The sequence below is a fragment of the Streptomyces sp. NBC_00433 genome (genome assembly GCA_036015235.1).
In the GTDB taxonomy this organism is placed as follows: domain Bacteria; phylum Actinomycetota; class Actinomycetes; order Streptomycetales; family Streptomycetaceae; genus Actinacidiphila.
Genome location: CP107926.1, coordinates 748,407 through 765,276 on the forward strand (window position 1 = coordinate 748,407; position 16,870 = coordinate 765,276).

The 16,870-nt window shown below is 72.8% G+C and carries 16 protein-coding genes; 6 read left to right on the plus strand and 10 right to left on the minus strand.

The features are described from left to right. Window positions 1–30: 30 nt before the first annotated feature. Together OG900_03035 and OG900_03040 are read left to right on the plus strand one after the other, a co-directional pair. Window positions 31–912, plus strand: a complete 882-nt coding sequence (locus OG900_03035) for a sigma-70 family RNA polymerase sigma factor (protein ID WUH89210.1) — start codon at window positions 31–33, stop codon at window positions 910–912. A 73-nt stretch (window positions 913–985) separates the two neighbouring features. Beyond that, entirely contained in the window at window positions 986–1,456 is a 471-nt protein-coding gene (locus tag OG900_03040; GenBank protein ID WUH89211.1) for a carboxymuconolactone decarboxylase family protein, read from the plus strand. Between the two features lie 68 nt (window positions 1,457–1,524). On the opposite strand, the gene OG900_03045 is transcribed toward OG900_03040, so the two are convergent. The 3 genes from OG900_03045 to OG900_03055 form a co-directional block, all read right to left on the minus strand. After that, window positions 1,525–2,301, minus strand: a complete 777-nt coding sequence (locus tag OG900_03045) for a uracil-DNA glycosylase (protein ID WUH89212.1) — start codon at window positions 2,299–2,301, stop codon at window positions 1,525–1,527. A 90-nt stretch (window positions 2,302–2,391) separates the two neighbouring features. Next, window positions 2,392–3,681, minus strand: a complete 1,290-nt coding sequence (locus tag OG900_03050; GenBank protein WUH89213.1) for a SpoIIE family protein phosphatase — start codon at window positions 3,679–3,681, stop codon at window positions 2,392–2,394. A gap of 43 nt (window positions 3,682–3,724) precedes the next feature. Beyond that, on the minus strand, window positions 3,725–4,228 hold the full coding sequence (locus tag OG900_03055; GenBank protein ID WUH89214.1) for a VOC family protein: 504 nt from the start codon (window positions 4,226–4,228) through the stop codon (window positions 3,725–3,727). A gap of 208 nt (window positions 4,229–4,436) precedes the next feature. On the opposite strand from OG900_03055, the gene OG900_03060 reads away from it, so the two are divergent. Then, complete coding sequence (locus OG900_03060; protein WUH89215.1) at window positions 4,437–5,042, plus strand: GPP34 family phosphoprotein; 606 nt, start codon at window positions 4,437–4,439, stop codon at window positions 5,040–5,042. Window positions 5,043–5,104: 62 nt separating this feature from the next. Here OG900_03060 and OG900_03065 read toward each other — a convergent pair whose 3' ends face one another. The 4 genes from OG900_03065 to OG900_03080 all read right to left on the minus strand — a co-directional run bounded on the left by OG900_03065 (window position 5,105) and on the right by OG900_03080 (window position 11,318). After that, window positions 5,105–9,070 carry a GH92 family glycosyl hydrolase gene (locus OG900_03065; GenBank protein ID WUH89216.1) on the minus strand — a complete coding sequence of 1,322 codons (3,966 nt, stop codon included), beginning with the start codon at window positions 9,068–9,070 and terminating at the stop codon, window positions 5,105–5,107. A 65-nt stretch (window positions 9,071–9,135) separates the two neighbouring features. After that, window positions 9,136–10,011 (minus strand): hypothetical protein, encoded by an 876-nt coding sequence (locus OG900_03070; GenBank protein ID WUH95596.1) that lies wholly within the window; start codon window positions 10,009–10,011, stop codon window positions 9,136–9,138. 479 nt (window positions 10,012–10,490) lie between these two features. Next, the gene (locus OG900_03075; protein WUH89217.1) at window positions 10,491–10,925 is read right to left on the minus strand and encodes a universal stress protein; all 435 of its coding nucleotides are present in this window, start codon (window positions 10,923–10,925) and stop codon (window positions 10,491–10,493) included. A gap of 144 nt (window positions 10,926–11,069) precedes the next feature. Next, window positions 11,070–11,318, minus strand: a complete 249-nt coding sequence (locus OG900_03080; protein ID WUH89218.1) for a DUF6480 family protein — start codon at window positions 11,316–11,318, stop codon at window positions 11,070–11,072. 279 nt (window positions 11,319–11,597) lie between these two features. Between OG900_03080 and OG900_03085 the strand changes: the two genes are divergently transcribed. After that, on the plus strand, window positions 11,598–12,728 hold the full coding sequence (locus OG900_03085; protein ID WUH89219.1) for an N-acetylmuramoyl-L-alanine amidase: 1,131 nt from the start codon (window positions 11,598–11,600) through the stop codon (window positions 12,726–12,728). A 91-nt stretch (window positions 12,729–12,819) separates the two neighbouring features. Here OG900_03085 and OG900_03090 read toward each other — a convergent pair whose 3' ends face one another. The 3 genes from OG900_03090 to OG900_03100 are packed head-to-tail and all read right to left on the minus strand — an operon-like array spanning window position 12,820 to window position 14,938. After that, entirely contained in the window at window positions 12,820–13,194 is a 375-nt protein-coding gene (locus OG900_03090; GenBank protein ID WUH89220.1) for a hypothetical protein, read from the minus strand. Further along, window positions 13,158–14,354, minus strand: coding sequence for a polysaccharide lyase family protein (locus OG900_03095; GenBank protein WUH89221.1), 1,197 nt, complete (start codon window positions 14,352–14,354; stop codon window positions 13,158–13,160). The genes OG900_03090 and OG900_03095 overlap by 37 nt, the downstream gene beginning before the upstream one ends. Further along, entirely contained in the window at window positions 14,291–14,938 is a 648-nt protein-coding gene (locus tag OG900_03100) for a hypothetical protein (GenBank protein WUH89222.1), read from the minus strand. The genes OG900_03095 and OG900_03100 overlap by 64 nt, the downstream gene beginning before the upstream one ends. Window positions 14,939–15,086: 148 nt before the next feature. Here OG900_03100 and OG900_03105 point away from each other — a divergent pair, with 148 nt between their 5' ends. Beyond that, entirely contained in the window at window positions 15,087–15,341 is a 255-nt protein-coding gene (locus tag OG900_03105) for a hypothetical protein (GenBank protein WUH89223.1), read from the plus strand. Window positions 15,342–15,605: 264 nt separating this feature from the next. Beyond that, a complete protein-coding gene (locus OG900_03110; protein WUH89224.1) occupies window positions 15,606–16,823 on the plus strand; it encodes a chitinase in 1,218 nt (405 codons plus the stop codon). Window positions 16,824–16,870: the final 47 nt, after the last annotated feature.

Here is a 16,870-nt window from a genome sequence, read left to right on the forward strand (position 1 = left end):
TGACGGGATACGCGCGAGGAAGGTGACACCATGACCGGACCAGGTCCTGACGACGCGCTGGCGGCGGCCTTCGAGGAGCAGCGCGGGCGGCTCGTGGCGGTCGCCTGCCGGATGCTGGGGTCGAGGGCGGACGCCGAGGACGCGGTGCAGGAGGCGTGGCTGCGGCTGGCGCGGCAGGACCCGGACGCGATCGGCAACCTGGGCGGGTGGCTGACGACCGTCGTCGGCCGGGTCTGCATCGACGTGCTGCGCGCGCGCAAGGCCCGCCCCGAGGCGCCGTACGACGACCGGCTGCCCGAGTTCACGGTGGCCGAGGACGACGGCGCGGCGCCCGAGCAGGACGCGCTGCTCGCCGAGTCGGTCGGCCTCGCGCTGCTGGTGGTGCTCGACACGCTGCGGCCCGCCGAGCGGCTGGCCTTCGTGCTGCACGACATGTTCGCGGTGCCCTTCGACGAGATCGGGGTGATCCTCGACAGGACCGCGGACGCCGCCAAGATGCTCGCGAGCCGGGCCCGCAGGAAGGTGCAGGACGCCCACCGTCCCCCCGACGAGCTGACGCGGCAGCGCGCGGTGGTCGACGCCTTTCTCGCGGCGGCGCGGGGCGGGGACTTCGAGGGGCTGCTGCGGGTGCTCGACCCGGACGTGACCTGGCGCTCCTACACCGCGCGCGGCGTGGTCGTCAGGCTGGGCGCCGCCGAGGTGGCCGTCCGGGCCCAGCGCGGGGTCCGTGCCGCGGTGACCGCGCGGCCCGTGCTGGTCAACGGTGACTCCGGGGTCGTGGTGTGGGACGCGCACGGCAGGCTGCTGGGCGTGATGGCCTGCACGGTGGTCGGCGGCCGGATCGTCGGGATGCTGTCGGTGAGCGCCCCGGAGCGCCTGGCGTCCATGGGCGTCCCGGACCGGCCCGAATAGGCCGGGTGTTACGTCCGGCCGGGCCCGCTCGTCCAAGGAGGTGAGAGCACACCGGACGACGAAGGAGACCGCCATGGAGACTCGACTCGACCCCCGCGCCACGCAGACCGGGCCGAGGTTCGGGAAGCACCTCGTCGCGGCGCACGGGGTAGTAGCCGCCTCGTCGCTGCCGATGTCGGTCGTGGAGCTGGTGAACATCCGCGCCAGCCAGATCAACGGCTGCGGCGGCTGCCTCGACATGCACGTCAAGGAGGCGGCGAACGCGGGCGAGACCCCGCTGCGGCTGAGCCTGGTCGCGGCCTGGCGGCACACGACGGTCTTCACCGAGGCGGAGCGGGCCGCGCTGGAGCTGACCGAGCAGGGCACCCGCCTCGCCGACGCCGGCCGGGTCACCGACGAGGCGTGGGCGGACGCGGCCGAGCACTTCGACGACGAGCAGCTGATGGCCCTGGTGGCGCAGATCTCCCTCATCAACGCCTTCAACCGGCTGAACGTCCTGACCGAGCAGTTGGGAGGCGAATACCGGCTCGGCCGGCACGGATAGCGGCAGCCGCGCCCCCGCGGGCGTACGGACAGCCGCAGCCGTCCCCCGTACGGGCGGGCCCGGGGCGCTCAGTCGAGTGCGGGCAGGCCCGCCGTACGGGCCGCGGTGCGCAGCACATCGCGGAGCATCGCCGGGGTGAGCGTGCGGGTCGAGACATTGCGCCGGCTCGGGTGGTAGCTGCCGAAGAGGTGCAGGTCGCCGCCGCCCGCGTCGCGCAGCAGCGCATGGGCGGCGTGGCCGAAGGCGGGCAGGGGGTGGGGCAGTTGCCAGCCGGCGTCGCGCAGCACCGGCAGCAGCGCCTGCCAGCCGAAGCCGCCGAGCACGACGACCGCCCGCAGCGTCGGGCGCAGCAGCTGGAACTCGCGGGCGAGCCAGGGGCGGCAGGTGTCGCGCTCCGCGGTGGTGGGCCGGTTGTCGGGCGGGGCGCAGTGCACGGGTCCTGTGACGCGTACGCCGAGGAGTTCGAGGCCGTCGGCGCGGTCCACGGCGGTGGGCCGGGAGGCCAGGCCCACCGCGTGCAGGGCGGCGTAGAGCACGTCGCCCGACGGGTCGCCGGTGAACATCCGGCCGGTGCGGTTGCCGCCGTGGGCGGCGGGGGCGAGGCCGACGATCGCCAGCGGGGCGTCCTGCGGGCCGAAGCCGGGCACCGGCCTGGCCCAGTACGTCCAGTCGGTGTAGGCCCGCCGCTTGACCCGGCCGACCTCCTCGCGCCAGGCGACCAGCCGCGGGCAGGCCCGGCAGGTGCTCAGCGCGTCGTCGAGGGCGGGCACCGAGTCCGCCCGCGCGGCGGCCGCCACGGGGAAGCGCGGGGCGTCCGGATCTGAGCCTGTTGTGTCGGCTGCCATGGCCTCCTCCGCCTCTCCCCCGCGTGCGGGACCGGCCGCGGGCGGCGGCCGCCGGTGGAAAGGGGCACGCTGCCAAGGGGCGGCGACCCGTCAGGGAGGGGCGCCGCCACGGCCGAGTCGATCGCCTGCCGCCGAGTCTAGGCCGCCGGCGGTCAAGGACCCGCCTCCGGACGTGCCGGCGGGCAGCGGTGGGACGCGGACGACCAGGACCGCCACGTCGTCGTCGAAGACCTGGCCGTGGTGGGCGATGACCTCGTCGCACAGCGCGTCGAGGTCCACCGTGGCCAGTGAGCCCGCCTGCGCGGCCAGCGCGCGCAGGCTGTCGTCGATGTCCTGGTCGCGGCGCTCGACCAGGCCGTCGGTGAAGAGCAGCAGGGTGCTCCCCGGCGGCAGCGGGTGCTCGTGGTCGGGACGCGGCAGCCGGGGGTCGACGCCGACCGGGATGCCGTGCCGGGGCGGGGCGAGGAAGCAGACCGTGCCGTCGAGGGCGATCAGCAGCGGCGGCGGGTGGCCCGCGTTGGTCCAGTGGAAGGTGTACTCCCCCGGGCGCCGCTCCTCCAGCCGGCCGAGGATGAGGGTCGCCGCGGGCGGGTCGTCGAGGGTGCCGATGACGTCGTCCAGCTTCGAGACGATCGTCCCGGGCGGGCCGCCCCGGTCGTGGGCCAGGGCGTGCAGCATGTTGCGGAACTGCCCCATGACGGGCGCGACGCCCGGGTCGTGCCCGGTGACGTCGCCGACCACGATGCACGCCACACCGTCGGGCAGCACCAGCACGTCGTACCAGTCGCCGCCGAGCTTGGGCAGCTCGGAGGCCGGCTGGTAGCGGGCGCGGACCTCGATGGGGCCCAGGTCGGGCAGGTCGGGCAGCATGCGGCGCTGGAACTGCTCGGTGGTGTATTTGAGCCGCTCGTAGAGCCTGGCGTTCTCGATGCTGACGCTCGCGGCGCTGGCCAGCGCGGTCAGCAGCGCCTCGTCGTCGTCGGTGAAGGGCGTGCCGTCGTTCTTGCCCGTCAGGCACAGATTCCCGTAGACGGTGCCGCGTACGGTCAGCGGGACGCCCAGCACCGTCCGTGTCGACGGGCGGCCCGGCGGGGCGAGCGCGGTGTCGCACTCGGGCGCGCCGACCGTGATGAGGTCGACGACGTCGCCGTCCTCGCCGAGCACCCCGAGCGCGCCGTGGCGGGCGTCGATCAGATGGGTGCCCGCGGTCACGATGTGGCGCAGCACGCTGTGCATGTCGATGTCGGAGCTGATGGCCACGACCGCGTCCAGCAGCCGGCGCTGCCTGCTCTGGCCCGCGGTGAGCCGGCGCAGCTGCTCCTCCAGGGACGCCGCCGACCCGTCCAGGCGCGGGTCGGCCTTCCGGGTGTCCTCGGTCATGCCCGCACCTCCTCGCAGGGCGGACCGGTGGGACCGCCGCCCGTCACCAGGCGTAGATCCGCGCCATGATCTCCTGCCGGGCCGCACCGTGCGGCCCGGGATGGGCGATGACCAGCGGCAGGCCGTCGGGGTCGCGGCCCTCGACCACCGTCACACCGTCGCCGGTCTCCTTCGACGCGATGTGCGCGTCGCGCTCCTTGAGCAGCCGCTCGCACCGCCGGAGGTCGTCGGCGCTGTCCGCGGTCCAGATGACGTACTGCACGCCGATGGCGCCGAGCGGGTGCTCGCCCCCGGAGCCCATGACGCGCAGATACAGCTGGGTGTCGTCGGCGCCGACCAGCAGCGCCGCCGTGGTCGTACGGACCGCGACCCGCATCAGCAGCAGGTCCTGGTAGAAGTCGATGGCCCGGTCGAGGTCGCGTACGAAGACCACCACGGAGGCCAGTTTCGGCCCGCGGCCCTCCGGGGCACCGCCGTGTCCGTCGACCTGCCCGTCGACCTGTCCGGGCTGCCCGGCCCGGTCGGCGCCGGCCGCATCCGCTCCCATGCAGAGCCCCTTCTCCACTCGTCCGCCGGCCGTCGGTCGACGATCCCGGCATCCCGCCGGCGATCCTCCTCTTCACGCTACAGGCCACCCGAACCGCCCGCTCGGTACAGCGCCCCGCCTATCGCGTTACCGTCGGTGCTGTGGGCAAGGACGTGCCGCCCGGCCGGGCGGAGCACCAGCCGCCCACGCCCCCGATGTGGAGTGCCCCATGACCACCGCGCAGGACCTGCTGATCGTCGCCATGGACGTGGAGTCCAGCCGGCCCGTGGAGTCGGGCGACCTCTCGCTCGCCCTCGCGGGGGCGGAGCTGGTCGATCTGCTCGACGGCGGCCTCGCCTCGCTGGACGGCGACCTCATAGTGCCCGGTGTCGGGCCGGCGCCGGGTGACCGGCTGCTGGCCGAGGCCGGGGCGGCGCTGGTGCGCCAGCTGCCGTACGAGTCGGTCGAGGACTGGCTGTGGCGCAGGGGCCGGGCGCTGTCCGCGGCCTATCTGGCCGCCATGGAGGCCGGCGGGCAGGTCACCCGCAGGCACCGGCGGCTGCTCCCGGGCCGCCCGGGTCCCGCGCAGCTGGTGGACTCGCCGGCCCGCCGGGACGCGGCCGCGCGCTGGGCCGAGCGCGAGCCGGTGCTCGCGCTGCTGGCCGCCTCCCTCGGCATCCAGCCGGAGTCGGCGGAGCCGGCCCCCGCGGTCGCCGACGAGGCGGTCGTGACGGTGCTGGCGACGACCGGCGGCGCGGTGATGGAGCTGGACTCCGTGCGGCAGCGGCGGGACATAGAGCAGGCGGCCTTCGACAACATCTGGCGCGGCGAGTAGCCCGCGCGGGCGCCGGAGCCCGCCGCCCCGGACGGGCGGCGGGCTCCGGCTGCGGTGCGGTCTCAGCGGTGGGCCAGCAGCTCCACCTCCGCCAGCGAGGTCGTGTCCTGGTCGCCGTTGTTGGCGGTCACCACCAGACGGTAGGAGGTGTAGGCGCCGGGGTGCGCGATCTCGAACGGGCGGGTCTGCAGCCGGTCGGTGAAGGCCTGGCCGCCCCTGGTGTCCAGCGTCCGCCAGTGCACGCCGTCGGTGGAGCCCTGGAGCTGCCAGCTCTTCGGGTCCCGGGCGGCGGCGGTGCTGCCCGAGGTGAGGGTGTAGAAGGCGGCCTTCCTCGCGGTGGCGGGCTTGCCGCCCGTACCGCTGTAGGCGTAGGTGACGGCCGGGGTGGCGCCGGGCAGCTCCACCTGGGTGGCCGAGGTGTTGTCGAACAGGCCGGCCACGTCCGTCCCGCCGGCCGCGGAGGCGGCGCCGAGGCCGGGTCCCGTGGTGTCGGTGAGCGGGTCGGGGGTGCTGCCGGCCGGGGTCAGCGAGGCCGGCAGCGCGTCCTTGCCGGTGCCCCACGAGGACGGCTTGGACCCCATCGTGAAGTCCAGCCGTGCGCCCGACGCCAGCTGGCTCTGCGTCAGGTACACCTTGTTCCACGGCTTGCCGTTGACCTTGAGCGACTGGACGTAGACGTTCTTGCCGCTGTTGTCCGGCGCGTTGACGACGATGTCGCGGCCGTTGTCCAGGTGGACGGTGGCCTTGGTGAACAGCGGGGAGCCGATCACGTAGTTGTCGTTGCCGACCTGGAGCGGGTAGAAGCCCAGCGCGGTGAATATCTGCCAGGTGGACGTGGCGCCGTTGTCCTCGTCACCCGGGTAGCCCTGGCCGATGGAGCTGCCGGTGAACAGCCGCTGCTGGATCTCGCGGACGGCGGCCTGGGTCTTGGCCGGGTCGCCGGCGTAGTCGTACATGTACGGGATGCCGAACGACGGCTGGTTGCTCATGCCGAGTTCGCCCATCCGGACGTCGCGGGCCTCGATCATCTCGTGGATGGTGCCGCCGTAGCCGCCGCCGTCACCGTCCGCGGTCTCCTGGGTGCCGAAGAAGGCGTCGAGCTTCTTCTCCAGGCCCTTCTGGCCGCCGTAGAGCGAGGCGAGGCCGTTCGGGTCCTGCGGCACCGTGAAGGCGTAGTTCCAGGCGTTGGTCTCGGTGTACTCGTTGCCCCACTGCTGCGGGTCGTACTGCGCGTCGGGGACGCGCCACGAGCCGTCCGCCTTGCGACCCTCGAAGAAGCCGACGTTCGGGTTGAACAAGGTGGTGTAGTTCTGGGCGCGGCCCAGGAAGTACGCCGACTCCTCCTGGTAGCGCTCGCGGTCGGCCTTGGAGGTGTGCGGGGCCTTGGCGAGCCTGGCGGCCATCGTGCCGATGCCGTAGTCGTTGATGTAGCCGTCCAGCGACCACGAGACGCTGCCGTCCACCGAGGTGTCCGTGTAGCCGTCGAACACCGAGGTGTCCAGGCCCTTGCGGCCGACGCCGCCGGCGGTCGGGAAGACCGTGGCGTTCTTCACGGCCGCCTCGTAGGCGGCCTTGGCGTCGAAGTTGTCGACGCCCTTGGCGAAGGCGTCGGCGAAGGCCACGTCGGAGCTGGTGCCGGTCATCAGGTCGGCGTAGCCCGGCGAGGACCAGCGGGCGGTCCAGCCGCCGTCCTTGTACTGCTGCACGAAGCCGTCGACGAGTTCACCGGCGGTCCTGGACTCCAGCAGGGAGTAGGCGGGCCACTCGCTGCGGTAGCTGTCCCAGAAGCCGTTGTTGACGTCGACCTTGCCGTCCACGATCTTCGCGCCGGTCCGAGTGGGCGTGCTGGGCCCGGTGGCCGGGGAGAACGGGCTGGCGTACCGGTACACCGGCTTCGCGGCCGTACCGGTGTTCTCGGCGGCGGAGTTGGGGTACAGGTTCATCCGGTACAGGTCGGAGTACAGCGTGGTGAGCTGGTCGTCACTGGCGCCCTGGACCTCGACCTTGCCCAGCTTGGCGTTCCACTGGTGCTCGGCACTGTTCTTGACGTGGTCGAAGGACGTGCCCTTCGGGATCTCCAGGTCCAGGTTCTTCTTCGCCTGGTCGGCGCCGATGAACGAGGTGGCGATCCGCATCGTCACGACCTTGTCGCCCGAGGTGTCGAACTGGGCGTAGCCGGTGACGTTGTCCCGGCCCTGCCCGGTGACCTTGGCGGCCGTGCCGGGGGCCCGGTCGAACTCGGCGTGCACGTACATCCGGGTCGCGGCCTCGCCGCCGCCGGTGTTGACGTCGGAGTAGCCGTCCAGGGTGCCCGCGGCGGCGTCGAAGGCCAGGCCGCCGTTGTTGTCGACGTTGTCGAACAGCAGGTCGCCGCTGTCGCCGGGGAAGGTGAAGCGGAATTCGGCGGCGTGGTCGGTGGGCGCTATCTCGGCCTTGATGCCGTTCTTGAAGGTGACGCCGTAGTAGTGCGGCTGCGCCACCTCGTCCTTGTGGTCGAAGGCCAGCGCCCGCTTGCTCCGGTTCAGGTCCGGGGTGCCGGACACCCCGGACGGCATCACCTGGAAGATGTCGCGGTCGCCCATCCACGGGCTGGGCTCGTGGCTGATGCCGAGCGCCTGGAGCGTCGGCAGGTTGTCGGCGTTGTTCTGCGCGGCGTAGCTGTACTCCCAGCTCGTCGAGCCGGCGTCGGTGACCGGTGTGAAGAAGTTGAAGCCGTTCGGGACGGCCGTCAGCGGCAGGTTGTTGCCGCGCGAGAAGGAGCCCGAGGCGTTGGTGCCGCGCCGGGTGTCGACGTGCTCGGCGTAGCTCGCCGAGTGGTCGTCCCGCGGTGCCGCGCCGATGGCGAGGTCGTCGATCCAGCCCTTGAACCGGGTGTTGGCGCCCGCCTCGGCGCTGCCGGCCGGGTCGTCGTAGCCGAGCAGGATGCGGTCGATCGTCTTGCCCGCGGCCACCTTGCCGATCGCGGAGGCGACGGCGTTCCACTGCGCGGCGTAGAGGATCTTGGCCGCGCCCTGGCCGTTCGGGCTGAGCGTGACGCCGTTCTGGTCCTGCGCCGGGGTCCGCAGCCTGCTGAGGTAGCTGCCGTCGGTGAAGTGCAGGTCGATCGAGGCGTAGGTGCTCGGGTACGTCAGGTCGCCGCCGGTCAGCTCCGGGAAGATGTCGTACGAGAGCTGCGTGTCGCGCCGGACCGGGATGTGCACGTCGTAGAGCTTGTTCCAGGCGTGCACGGCGCCGGACCGGGTGTGGGTGCCCGCGTACTCCAGTGCCTTCAGGCCGCTGAAGCCGACGCTCGGCTTGACGTTCGGACCCGAGACGGGGCCGGCGCCGACCTCGCTGGTCATACCCTGCACCGGTGGCGGCGGCACGGAGCCGTCGGACAGGATCAGGTCGGCGAGCTGCACGATGGTGCCGCTGGTGTTGGCCGTGACGTTCAGCCGGTAGTAGCGGTACGCGGCGGGGTTCGCGACGTCGTAGATGTTGCTCTTGAACCGGCCGCTGAACTTCACACCGCTGCGGGTGTCGACGGTGGTCCAGTCGGTGCCGTCGGCGGAGCCCTGGAGGGTGAAGTCCTTCGGGTCGCGCTCCGGGGAGTCGTTCGCGGAGGTGAGCGCGTACTTCTTGACCGTCACGTCCTCGGACAGCTTGTACTGCACCCAGCCGGTGGCGGCGAAGGTGAGCCACTTGGTGTTGGCGTCCTCGTCGGCGGCGTTCGCGGCGACCTCGTTCGGCGGGTTGTCCGCGCTGGCGGTGACCTCGGCGATCCTGTCCTTGACGCTGCCGGCGAGCACGGGCAGGGTGCCCGCGGTCACCCCGGAGACCTCCGGGTCGCCGTGGGCGTCGGTCTCCGCCGTGTCGGTCCAGGCCGGCTGCGGGTCACCGGACTCGAAGGACGTGCTGAAGGCGGGGCCGTGCCCGGAGCCGGCCGACTCGGCGTGCGCGAGGGCGGACGCCGGTGCGGTCAGGCCCAGGGCGACGACTGCGGCCAGCAGTGGTCTGGTGAGAGTGCGGCGGGTTCGGCCACTTCTCATGCGGTGCTGCCTTTCTTTTCTGGTGACGGCGGTTCCCGTGCCGGTTCGCCGGCGGTCCCCCCGTGTCATGCGTTGCGCCCGCTGACCGCGTAGGGAGCCAGCCGCGGGTCGTCGGGCAGGGTGAGCGAGACCGCGGTACGCGCGGGGTCCAGGGGTACGGTCAGGTGCCAGATGTCGACCGCGACGCCGTCCGGTGCGCCCTGCGCGCCGTAGCGGCTGTCGGCGTGGATCGCCCGGTCCTCGCCGAGCCGGGGGGCGCCGGCCGCCCGGTCGGGGGCGGTCAGCTGCTCGGCCGGGAAGCTCGTCCCCGTACCGTCGAAGTCCGCGCCGGTGACGCCGGCCGTGCCGACGCCGTCGACCGAATACTGTGCCGACAGGTCCTGCGGGCAGGACCCGGTGGCGCCCTCGCAGGTCGCCGTGGTCACCGAGACCTGCACGGTCCTGGTGACGGCGGGGCCGCCGGCCTGCGCGACCTCGACGGTGACGGGGTGGTTCCCGTCGGGGGTGCCCGCGGGGAAGGTGTAGCGCTGCCGGCCGGTGCGGTCGGTGGAGGTCAGCTCCGCGGTGATCCCGGTGCCGGGCCTCACCTTGGAGTAGCCGGGCGACGCGGTCTCGTCCGCGTGGCTGAACCGGGCCGCGTACCGCGTGGCGTCGCTCGCGGTGAGCGCGCCGGTCGTCGGCAGCACCGGCAGGTCGCCGCCGAGGCCGCAGCCCACGCCCGACAGGTGGACGGCGCTGAAGCCGAGGATGTGGTCCTGGTCGTCGTCGTAGCCGGTGTTGTGCCCGGTGTCGGGCGACAGCTGCACCATGCCGAAGGGGACGGCGGCGCCGGGGCAGGTGTTGCCGTCGTTCCGGGTGCCGGTGAAGGAGTCGACCAGGTGCGTGAGGTCGCCGCCGCTTCCGGCGCCGCCTGCCGCGCCGGCCGGCTGGGCCGGCAGCATCGCCGCCACCGCGGCGGGGTGCGCCGTGGCCGCGGCCGCCACGGCGGTGCGCAGGCGCTGCGTTCTTGGAGACATACCGTCCTCTCTCCGCCTTCTGACAACGTTGTCAGAAGGCCAACCACACCTGTGATGCCAGAGGCACGAGGTGCCGGACACACGAGTGAGCCGTGAGGAATCCTGATACTCGACACCCGGCAGCGTCAATGATGCAGCACGCATCAATATCGCCGGGCCAGCCATCCGGGCCGCCGCGGGACTTGGCGATACGTCAATCACCGCAGGTCAGAGCGGTGTTGGGCGGGCCGGGAGGCGGCCGACCCGAATTCGATCAGCGGTGAACCGTTTCAGATCGTGCGCGGGAGGCTGCCGCTCCTGGAGAGCGGCGGGGTCGGGGCGGCGCTCCGCACCCACCCGCCGCCCGTACGCAAGCCGGCCCGGCCGCGGACTGCGGTCGGGCCGGGTCGATCTTTCCCCCGGGGTCAGGCCTCGGTGCGGACCAGGAGGACCGAGACCGGGGACGCCTTCGCGACACCGCGGCTGACACTGCTGTGGAGCAGGGCGGAGATGCCGCTGTAGTGGCCGGGGCCGACGGCGATGAGGTCGCTGCCGAGGGCGGCGGCGCGGTCGACCAGGATGCCGGCCAGGTCCTCGCGCAGGCCCTCGTCCACCTCGCCGTCGGCGGTGATGCCGTCGGCGCGGAGGCGGGCCAGGGCGTCCTCGACGACCTGGCGGCCCTCGGCGGCCTCCTCCGTGGCGTAGGCGCCGCCGGAGATGCCGTCCGTGATGACCTGGGTGGGCCTGATGTGTATGACGTGCACGGACGCCCCGGTCAGCCCGGCGAGCGACGCCGCGGTGTCCAGCACCCCTGCACCGTGGGGCGTACCGTCGACGGCGGCCAGGATGTTCTTGTACATGCGATCAACTTCCTTGTCCGAAGGGGCCCCAGGGGTCCGCGGCCCGCCGTCATGGGACAGCGGCCCGGCGGGCTGATCAATTCCCCCGGCCGGCGTGACGGCCGCCACGTCGGAGCGCCCTTCGCCACAAGGAGTCACCACGGGTCACAGCATGAGTTCGATCGCCATCCCGAGCGTCCCCGCGGCGAAGACCGCGACCACGAGCATGATGCCGATGACCGGGGCGGTGGCCCAGCCGCGGCTGAGCGGGCCGCGCTCCGGCCCGTCGAGCGAGGACACGCCCGACTCGGCCGGCGAGGTCTGGCCCGCCAGCTGCACCGCGTCCTCGGGGACGCTCAGCCCCTCGTCCGGCAGGTGCGGGTTCACTGAACGTACGGGGTGGGTGACCGCCATGGTGGTCCTCCGATGCTCGCCCGGGAAGGTCCGTGCGCACGTCGACTACCCAGGTACGGCCCGACTACCCATTCCGGTCATAAAGGGCATCCCGAAGCCGGCTCAGGGACGGCTCGGCGACGGTCCGGGGGCGGCCCGGAGAGGGCCCCGCAAAGGGGATCTTCCCCGCAAGCGGACCCCAATCTTGAGAAGTTCCTGGCTGGACGTCAGTTCGCTCCTTATTCTCCGGGGGTCATCGGCAGTCGAAAACTGCCGCCCACTGTCCACTGCGGAGTATGCATGGCCTTGCACGAGCACGAGGTGGATCGCCGAACGCTGTTCAGGGTAGGACTGGGAACCGCGGTCGCCGCGGTCGTCGGCACCGAACTCGCCTTCTCCGGCACCGCCGAGGCGGTGCCCTCGGCCGAGTTCCCCTGGATCATCGACTGCGACAGCTGGGGCGCCCGGCCGCCGTCCAGTCCGATCCAGATCACCGGCAACACGACGAACAAGATCATCCTGCACCACATGGCTTTCCCGAACGTCACGGACTACTCGCGCGAGCACGCCGTCCAGCTGGCCAAGGACTGCCAGGACCTGCACATGGACACCAACGGCTGGGCGGACACCGGCCAGCACTTCACCGTCAGCCGGGGCGGCTACGTCCTGGAGGGCAGGCACCGCAGCCTGGAGACCCTGGACGCCGGCGAGCACCAGGTCACGGCGGCCCACTGCCCGGGTGAGAACGGCAATGCCATCGGCATCGAGAACGAGGGCACCTACATCACCGAGACGCCGCCCGAGGCGCTGCTCGACTCGCTCGTGCAGCTGTGCGTCGCGGTGTGCCGGCAGTTCGACCTGAACGCGTGGGACATCTTCGGCCACTGGGACTTCCGGATCACCGACTGTCCCGGCATCGCCTTCTACGCGCAGTTCCCGATGATCCGCACGCGGGTGCTGCGCGAGCTGGGCGTCAAGTCCTCCGCGGCGCCGAAGCGGCGGTGGCCGGACATCTGGCGCTTCGTGGACAGCCCCGTCGTCCAGGTGGGGCAGTACCTGCTCGACAACGCCGGATACGCGCTCACCGCAAACGGCGTCTTCGGTTACGACATGAATGCCGCGCTCGCCGACTTCCAGACCACCCACGGCATCCCGGTGACCCCGGACGCCACCTTCGACACCGCCACCTGGGAGGCGCTCGCGCCGCCGCTCGACAAGCACGCCGCCGGCCTGCCGGTCACCGCGCTCCAGTTCATGCTGGGCCGCAAGGGCTACCCGGAGGTGACCGCCACCGGGGAGTTCGACCACCCGACGATGAAGGCCGTGCAGTCCATGCAGCACCTGCACGGACTGACGCCCAACGGCAAGGTCGACCTCAGCACCTGGTGCGCCGTGGTCGGCGGCTCGGTGCGGGAGGCCTTCTGCCGCTGAGCCGCCGCTCACGGGTCCCCCCGTCCGGGGCGCGGCGGCCGACGGATCACCGACGGCCGTCCGGTCGGACGGGGGACCCTGCGGCACGACCTCAGTGCCCCGGGCGGCTGCCTGCCGTGGTGCGGGTACGGCCGCCGTCGGCGGACACGCCGACCTCCAGCGCGTCGTAGCCGCCGTGCGGACGGTTCCCGCGCGTCCGTACGATCACCGACGCGGACCCGCCGGGCGGGATCGAGGCGGCCACCGGGACCGGGAAGCTGTTGGGGCCGGCGCCCACGACGGCCGGGCGGTCCTTCGCCCGGCGCCGGCCGTCCGACCAGTCGACGGCGTCGAGGCGTACGTCGTTGGCCGGTCCTGAACCGCGGTTGGCGACCTCCACCCGCCAGCTGCTCGTCCCGCGCGAGGTGCCCGGGCTCGTCACCTTGCCCGTCAGCCGGGCCGGCCTGGGGGCCTGCGCCTGGTCCACCTCAAGGACGACGGTGTCCCAGCCGAAGCCGCCGGACGGCGGGTCGGCGGTCTCGACCGGGACGCCGTTGCCGTAGGTGAATTCACGGTGTTGTCACCGACGGTGAGCAGCGAGGCGGGGAAGGTCAGCACCGAGAGCACCCGGACCGCGCTGCGGTCGGCCTGCCGGGAGATGCCGGAGTCGCCGCCGTTCGGCAGCGAGCCGACGATGGCCGCCGCGGTGCCGTTGACGGTGACCGTGGGGGGCTTGCCCTGCGTGGAGGAGGACACCGTCAGGTAGGCGGTGCCGTCCAGTGCCTTGGCGAGCGGGAAGTGGACCTTCCAGACGCCCGGCTCGGTCTGGGCGTAATACCAGCTCTCCGGCTCCCAGTCCTTGCCGACGGTGAAGTCGAGGCTCGCCGGCACCAGGCCGGGCTTGACGTGGTCGCGCGGGCTGGGCATGGCGGGCGCCTGGGTGGCGAGCGCGAACTCACCACCGGTGCGGTCGGCGCGGCCGATCTGCCACAGGCGCACCACGCCGCCGGCGGCGTCGGCCGCGAGCTCGACGGGATTGAGCCGCCGCAGGCAGTGCAGCGCGTCGCCGGCCGTCTCCGGGTCCACGGCCGCCTCACCGGCGTCGCCCGCTGCCGGGGCCGGTGCGGTGCGGGCGCGGCGGGACGCGAGATGCGCCAGGGCCGGCGGGCTGCTCAGGACCGCCGCGGGGATGCCGTTGGCGTCGAGCATGCCGGCGAGCTCCAGCAGCGGGCGGGCCAGGCCCACCGGCGCGAGCTGGTCGGCCGGCTCGATCGACAGGGACCAGGTCGTGGCCAGCGTGCCGCGCTGGTCGTCGGGCAGGGCGCCGGCTTCGGGGAATATCTCGGCGAGCGTCCTGCGCCGGTCCGTGAAGCGGCGGCGGTAGGCGGCGCAGTCCAGGCCGCGGTCCGCCATGTAGGCGGCGGCCTGGGACAGCGCCAGCGGCAGGAAGCCCAGGTCCTCGACCAGGGCGTGGAGGTGCTCCGCGGCCTCGTCCCGGTGGGCGCCGAGAGCCGCGGACAGACAGGCGGCGGCCTCCCGCGGGGTGAAAAGGCCGACCGGGACCAGGCGCCGCCCGTTGTGGGTCAGCGCTCCGTCGAGGCGCCGGGTGGTGACCACCGTCCGGCCGGTGGGACGGGTCGCGGCCACAGGCCGCTCAGGTCGGCCGGGTCTGCGAGGTCGTCCAGGACGACGAGCCGGCGGCGATCGGCGGCCGCGAGCCAGGACAGGAAGTCGCGCGCCGCCATCTCGGGGTCGTCGCTGTGGGACTCGCCGACCTGTCGACGGGCGTGCGCGTAGGCGGAGATGGCCGCGTCCCGCGTGTTGGCGGTGATCCACACGACCAGATCCACCGCGGCGGACTCCCAGCGGCGTCGCGCGTAGTGCGCGGCGAGCTGGGTCTTGCCCACGCCGCCGGTGCCGGAGGGCACCTGGGTCTGGAGGAGGACGGCTGTCCCGGCGTCGGCCGTCGCCACGTCCAGGGCCTCGACGGCCGCGCGGTATCGGAAGCAGTCGGCCTGTCCCGGTATCACCCCGACCTGTTGCGGCCACGACACCGGTCCGCGCGGCGCGGCGTAGTAGGCGACGTGGTCGGCGCGGCCGACGGCGAGGCTGTGGTCGGCAGCGTAGGCCGAGAGTCCCGACGGGACGGCGGAGGTGTCGGCTGGGTCCTCGTCAGCGCGATGGCTGGGAAAGGCCGGTCCGTCCGGCCCTGGGACGGATCCGGCGTCCAAGGGGTGCCGATGCCCGCACCTCCGTGGATCATCGCGGCGGCGATCGAACCCCGCTCGGCGCGGATGATTCCCGCCGACGGCGAGGCCCCCCGAGCCGGCCGTCACCGGACCCGCGGCCCCGGCGTGCTCGCCCAGCAGGTCGCGCAGCTTGATCGGCGACCCGGTCCCGCTCCCGGTCGTCCAGACCTTCGAGCAGCGACTCGAACCTGGCCTGCCAGGTGGCCTCCTGGCGGATGCGCACCAGCTCGAACCCGCCGGGACCGGCATCCCGCAGGGCGGTCGCGGTCCGGTCGAGCCGCAGCAGCTCGGCCTGTTCGCGCCGCACGTCGCCCCGGCCGAACAGCCTCGCCACCTGCTGCCGGAATTCTTCCCATGCCCCGGTGCCGGCTGCCCGCACCACTGAGGTGCCGCCCGCCGCCGCCAACGCCGCACATGCCTCTGCGAGCTTCCCCGACCCCCTGGTCCTCGCGTCCGCCGACTCGGATCCTACGCCCGATTCAGGTGCTTTATGGCGCGATCCGCCGCCCGGCGGCGGGAGTTGTGAGACTCAGGGGAAGCGGGAAGTTGGTCTAGTCCTCTTGACGCGGCATACCTGCGCGCTGTTTGGTACGTACCAACTCAGGCCCGAGATGTACTCCCCCACCACTTCCACGCCCGAGGGACTCCCATGCACCTTGCGAAATGGGCGGCTTCCGCCTCCGCGCTCACGCTCGCGACCGCCGGCGCGGTCGTCGCCCTGGCCCCCGCGGGCAATGCCGCGGCGGCCGGCGTCTACTCCGTGGCCCCCTACGTCGACATGTCGAACAGCCAGGAAGGCCTCCTCGACACGGCCATCACCGGACACGGCCTCAAGGCCTACACCGCGGCCTTCGTGCTCGGCTCCGGCTGCAACCAGATCTGGGGCGACACCCTTCCCATCGGCGCCGACTCCTTCACCGACCCGCTGATCGCCAAGGCGGAGTCCGAGGGCGCCTCCCTCATCATCTCCTCCGGCGGCGCCAGCGGCCTGCCGCTCGCCTGGACCTGCTCCAACCAGAGCTCGATCGAGGCCGGCTACCAGGCCCTCGTCAACGACTACGGCGTCAGCCAGCTGGACTTCGACATCGAAGGCGCCGCGATCGCCGACACGGCCGCGGCGGCACGGCAGATGAAGGCGATGAAGGACCTCAAGGGGTCCAACCCCGACCTCAAGTTCTCCGTGACCCTGCCGGTCCTGACCAGCGGGCTGACCAACGACGGCGTGAACATCCTCAAGGCCGCGAAGACCGCGGGCGTCAAGATCGACGTGGTCAACATCATGACCATGGACTTCTACGCGGGCACCGGCACCGAGATGGGCCAGGGCTCGGTCGCCGCGGCCCAGGCCACGCTGGCCCAGATGCAGTCCGTCGACTCGGGCTACGGCTACGGCAACCTCGGGATCACCCCGATGATCGGCAAGAACGACGACGGCTCCACCTTCACCCTGGCGGACGCCCAGACCGTGGAGGCCTTCGCGGCGCAGCACAGCATCGCACGGCTGGCCTTCTGGTCGGTCAACCGCGACCAGCCGTGCGGCGGCGGCGCCAACTCGCTGTCCACGTGCAGCCAGATCAGCCAGAGCAGCCTGGCCTTCACCGACACCTTCATGCGGTACGCGGGCGGCTCGGGCGGCACCACCGGCGGGACGACCACCGGCGGCACCACCACGGGCGGGACCACGACCGGCGGAACCACCGGGGGCACGAGCTGCACCGTCGCCGCCTGGAGCTCCACGCAGGTCTACACGGGCGGCAACAAGGTGTCCTGGAAGGGCCACACCTGGAATGCCAAGTGGTGGACGCAGGGCGAGGAGCCCGGCACCACCGGCGAATGGGGCGTCTGGCAGGACCTCGGCGCCTGCTGACCCCCCGGCCGGCGGGCCGACCTGCCCGACCGCCGACCCGGAACGTC

Bases quoted from the DNA above. Each gene is read 5' to 3' on its own strand.
- OG900_03035 (WUH89210.1), top strand. From the start codon at position 31: ATGACCGGACCAGGTCCTGACGACGCGCTGGCGGCGGCCTTCGAGGAG.
- OG900_03040 (WUH89211.1), top strand. From the start codon at position 986: ATGGAGACTCGACTCGACCCCCGCGCCACGCAGACCGGGCCGAGGTTC.
- OG900_03045 (WUH89212.1), bottom strand. From the start codon at position 2,301: ATGGCAGCCGACACAACAGGCTCAGATCCGGACGCCCCGCGCTTCCCC.
- OG900_03050 (WUH89213.1), bottom strand. From the start codon at position 3,681: ATGACCGAGGACACCCGGAAGGCCGACCCGCGCCTGGACGGGTCGGCG.
- OG900_03055 (WUH89214.1), bottom strand. From the start codon at position 4,228: ATGGGAGCGGATGCGGCCGGCGCCGACCGGGCCGGGCAGCCCGGACAG.
- OG900_03060 (WUH89215.1), top strand. From the start codon at position 4,437: ATGACCACCGCGCAGGACCTGCTGATCGTCGCCATGGACGTGGAGTCC.
- OG900_03065 (WUH89216.1), bottom strand. From the start codon at position 9,070: ATGAGAAGTGGCCGAACCCGCCGCACTCTCACCAGACCACTGCTGGCC.
- OG900_03070 (WUH95596.1), bottom strand. From the start codon at position 10,011: ATGCTGCCGGCCCAGCCGGCCGGCGCGGCAGGCGGCGCCGGAAGCGGC.
- OG900_03075 (WUH89217.1), bottom strand. From the start codon at position 10,925: ATGTACAAGAACATCCTGGCCGCCGTCGACGGTACGCCCCACGGTGCA.
- OG900_03080 (WUH89218.1), bottom strand. From the start codon at position 11,318: ATGGCGGTCACCCACCCCGTACGTTCAGTGAACCCGCACCTGCCGGAC.
- OG900_03085 (WUH89219.1), top strand. From the start codon at position 11,598: ATGGCCTTGCACGAGCACGAGGTGGATCGCCGAACGCTGTTCAGGGTA.
- OG900_03110 (WUH89224.1), top strand. From the start codon at position 15,606: ATGCACCTTGCGAAATGGGCGGCTTCCGCCTCCGCGCTCACGCTCGCG.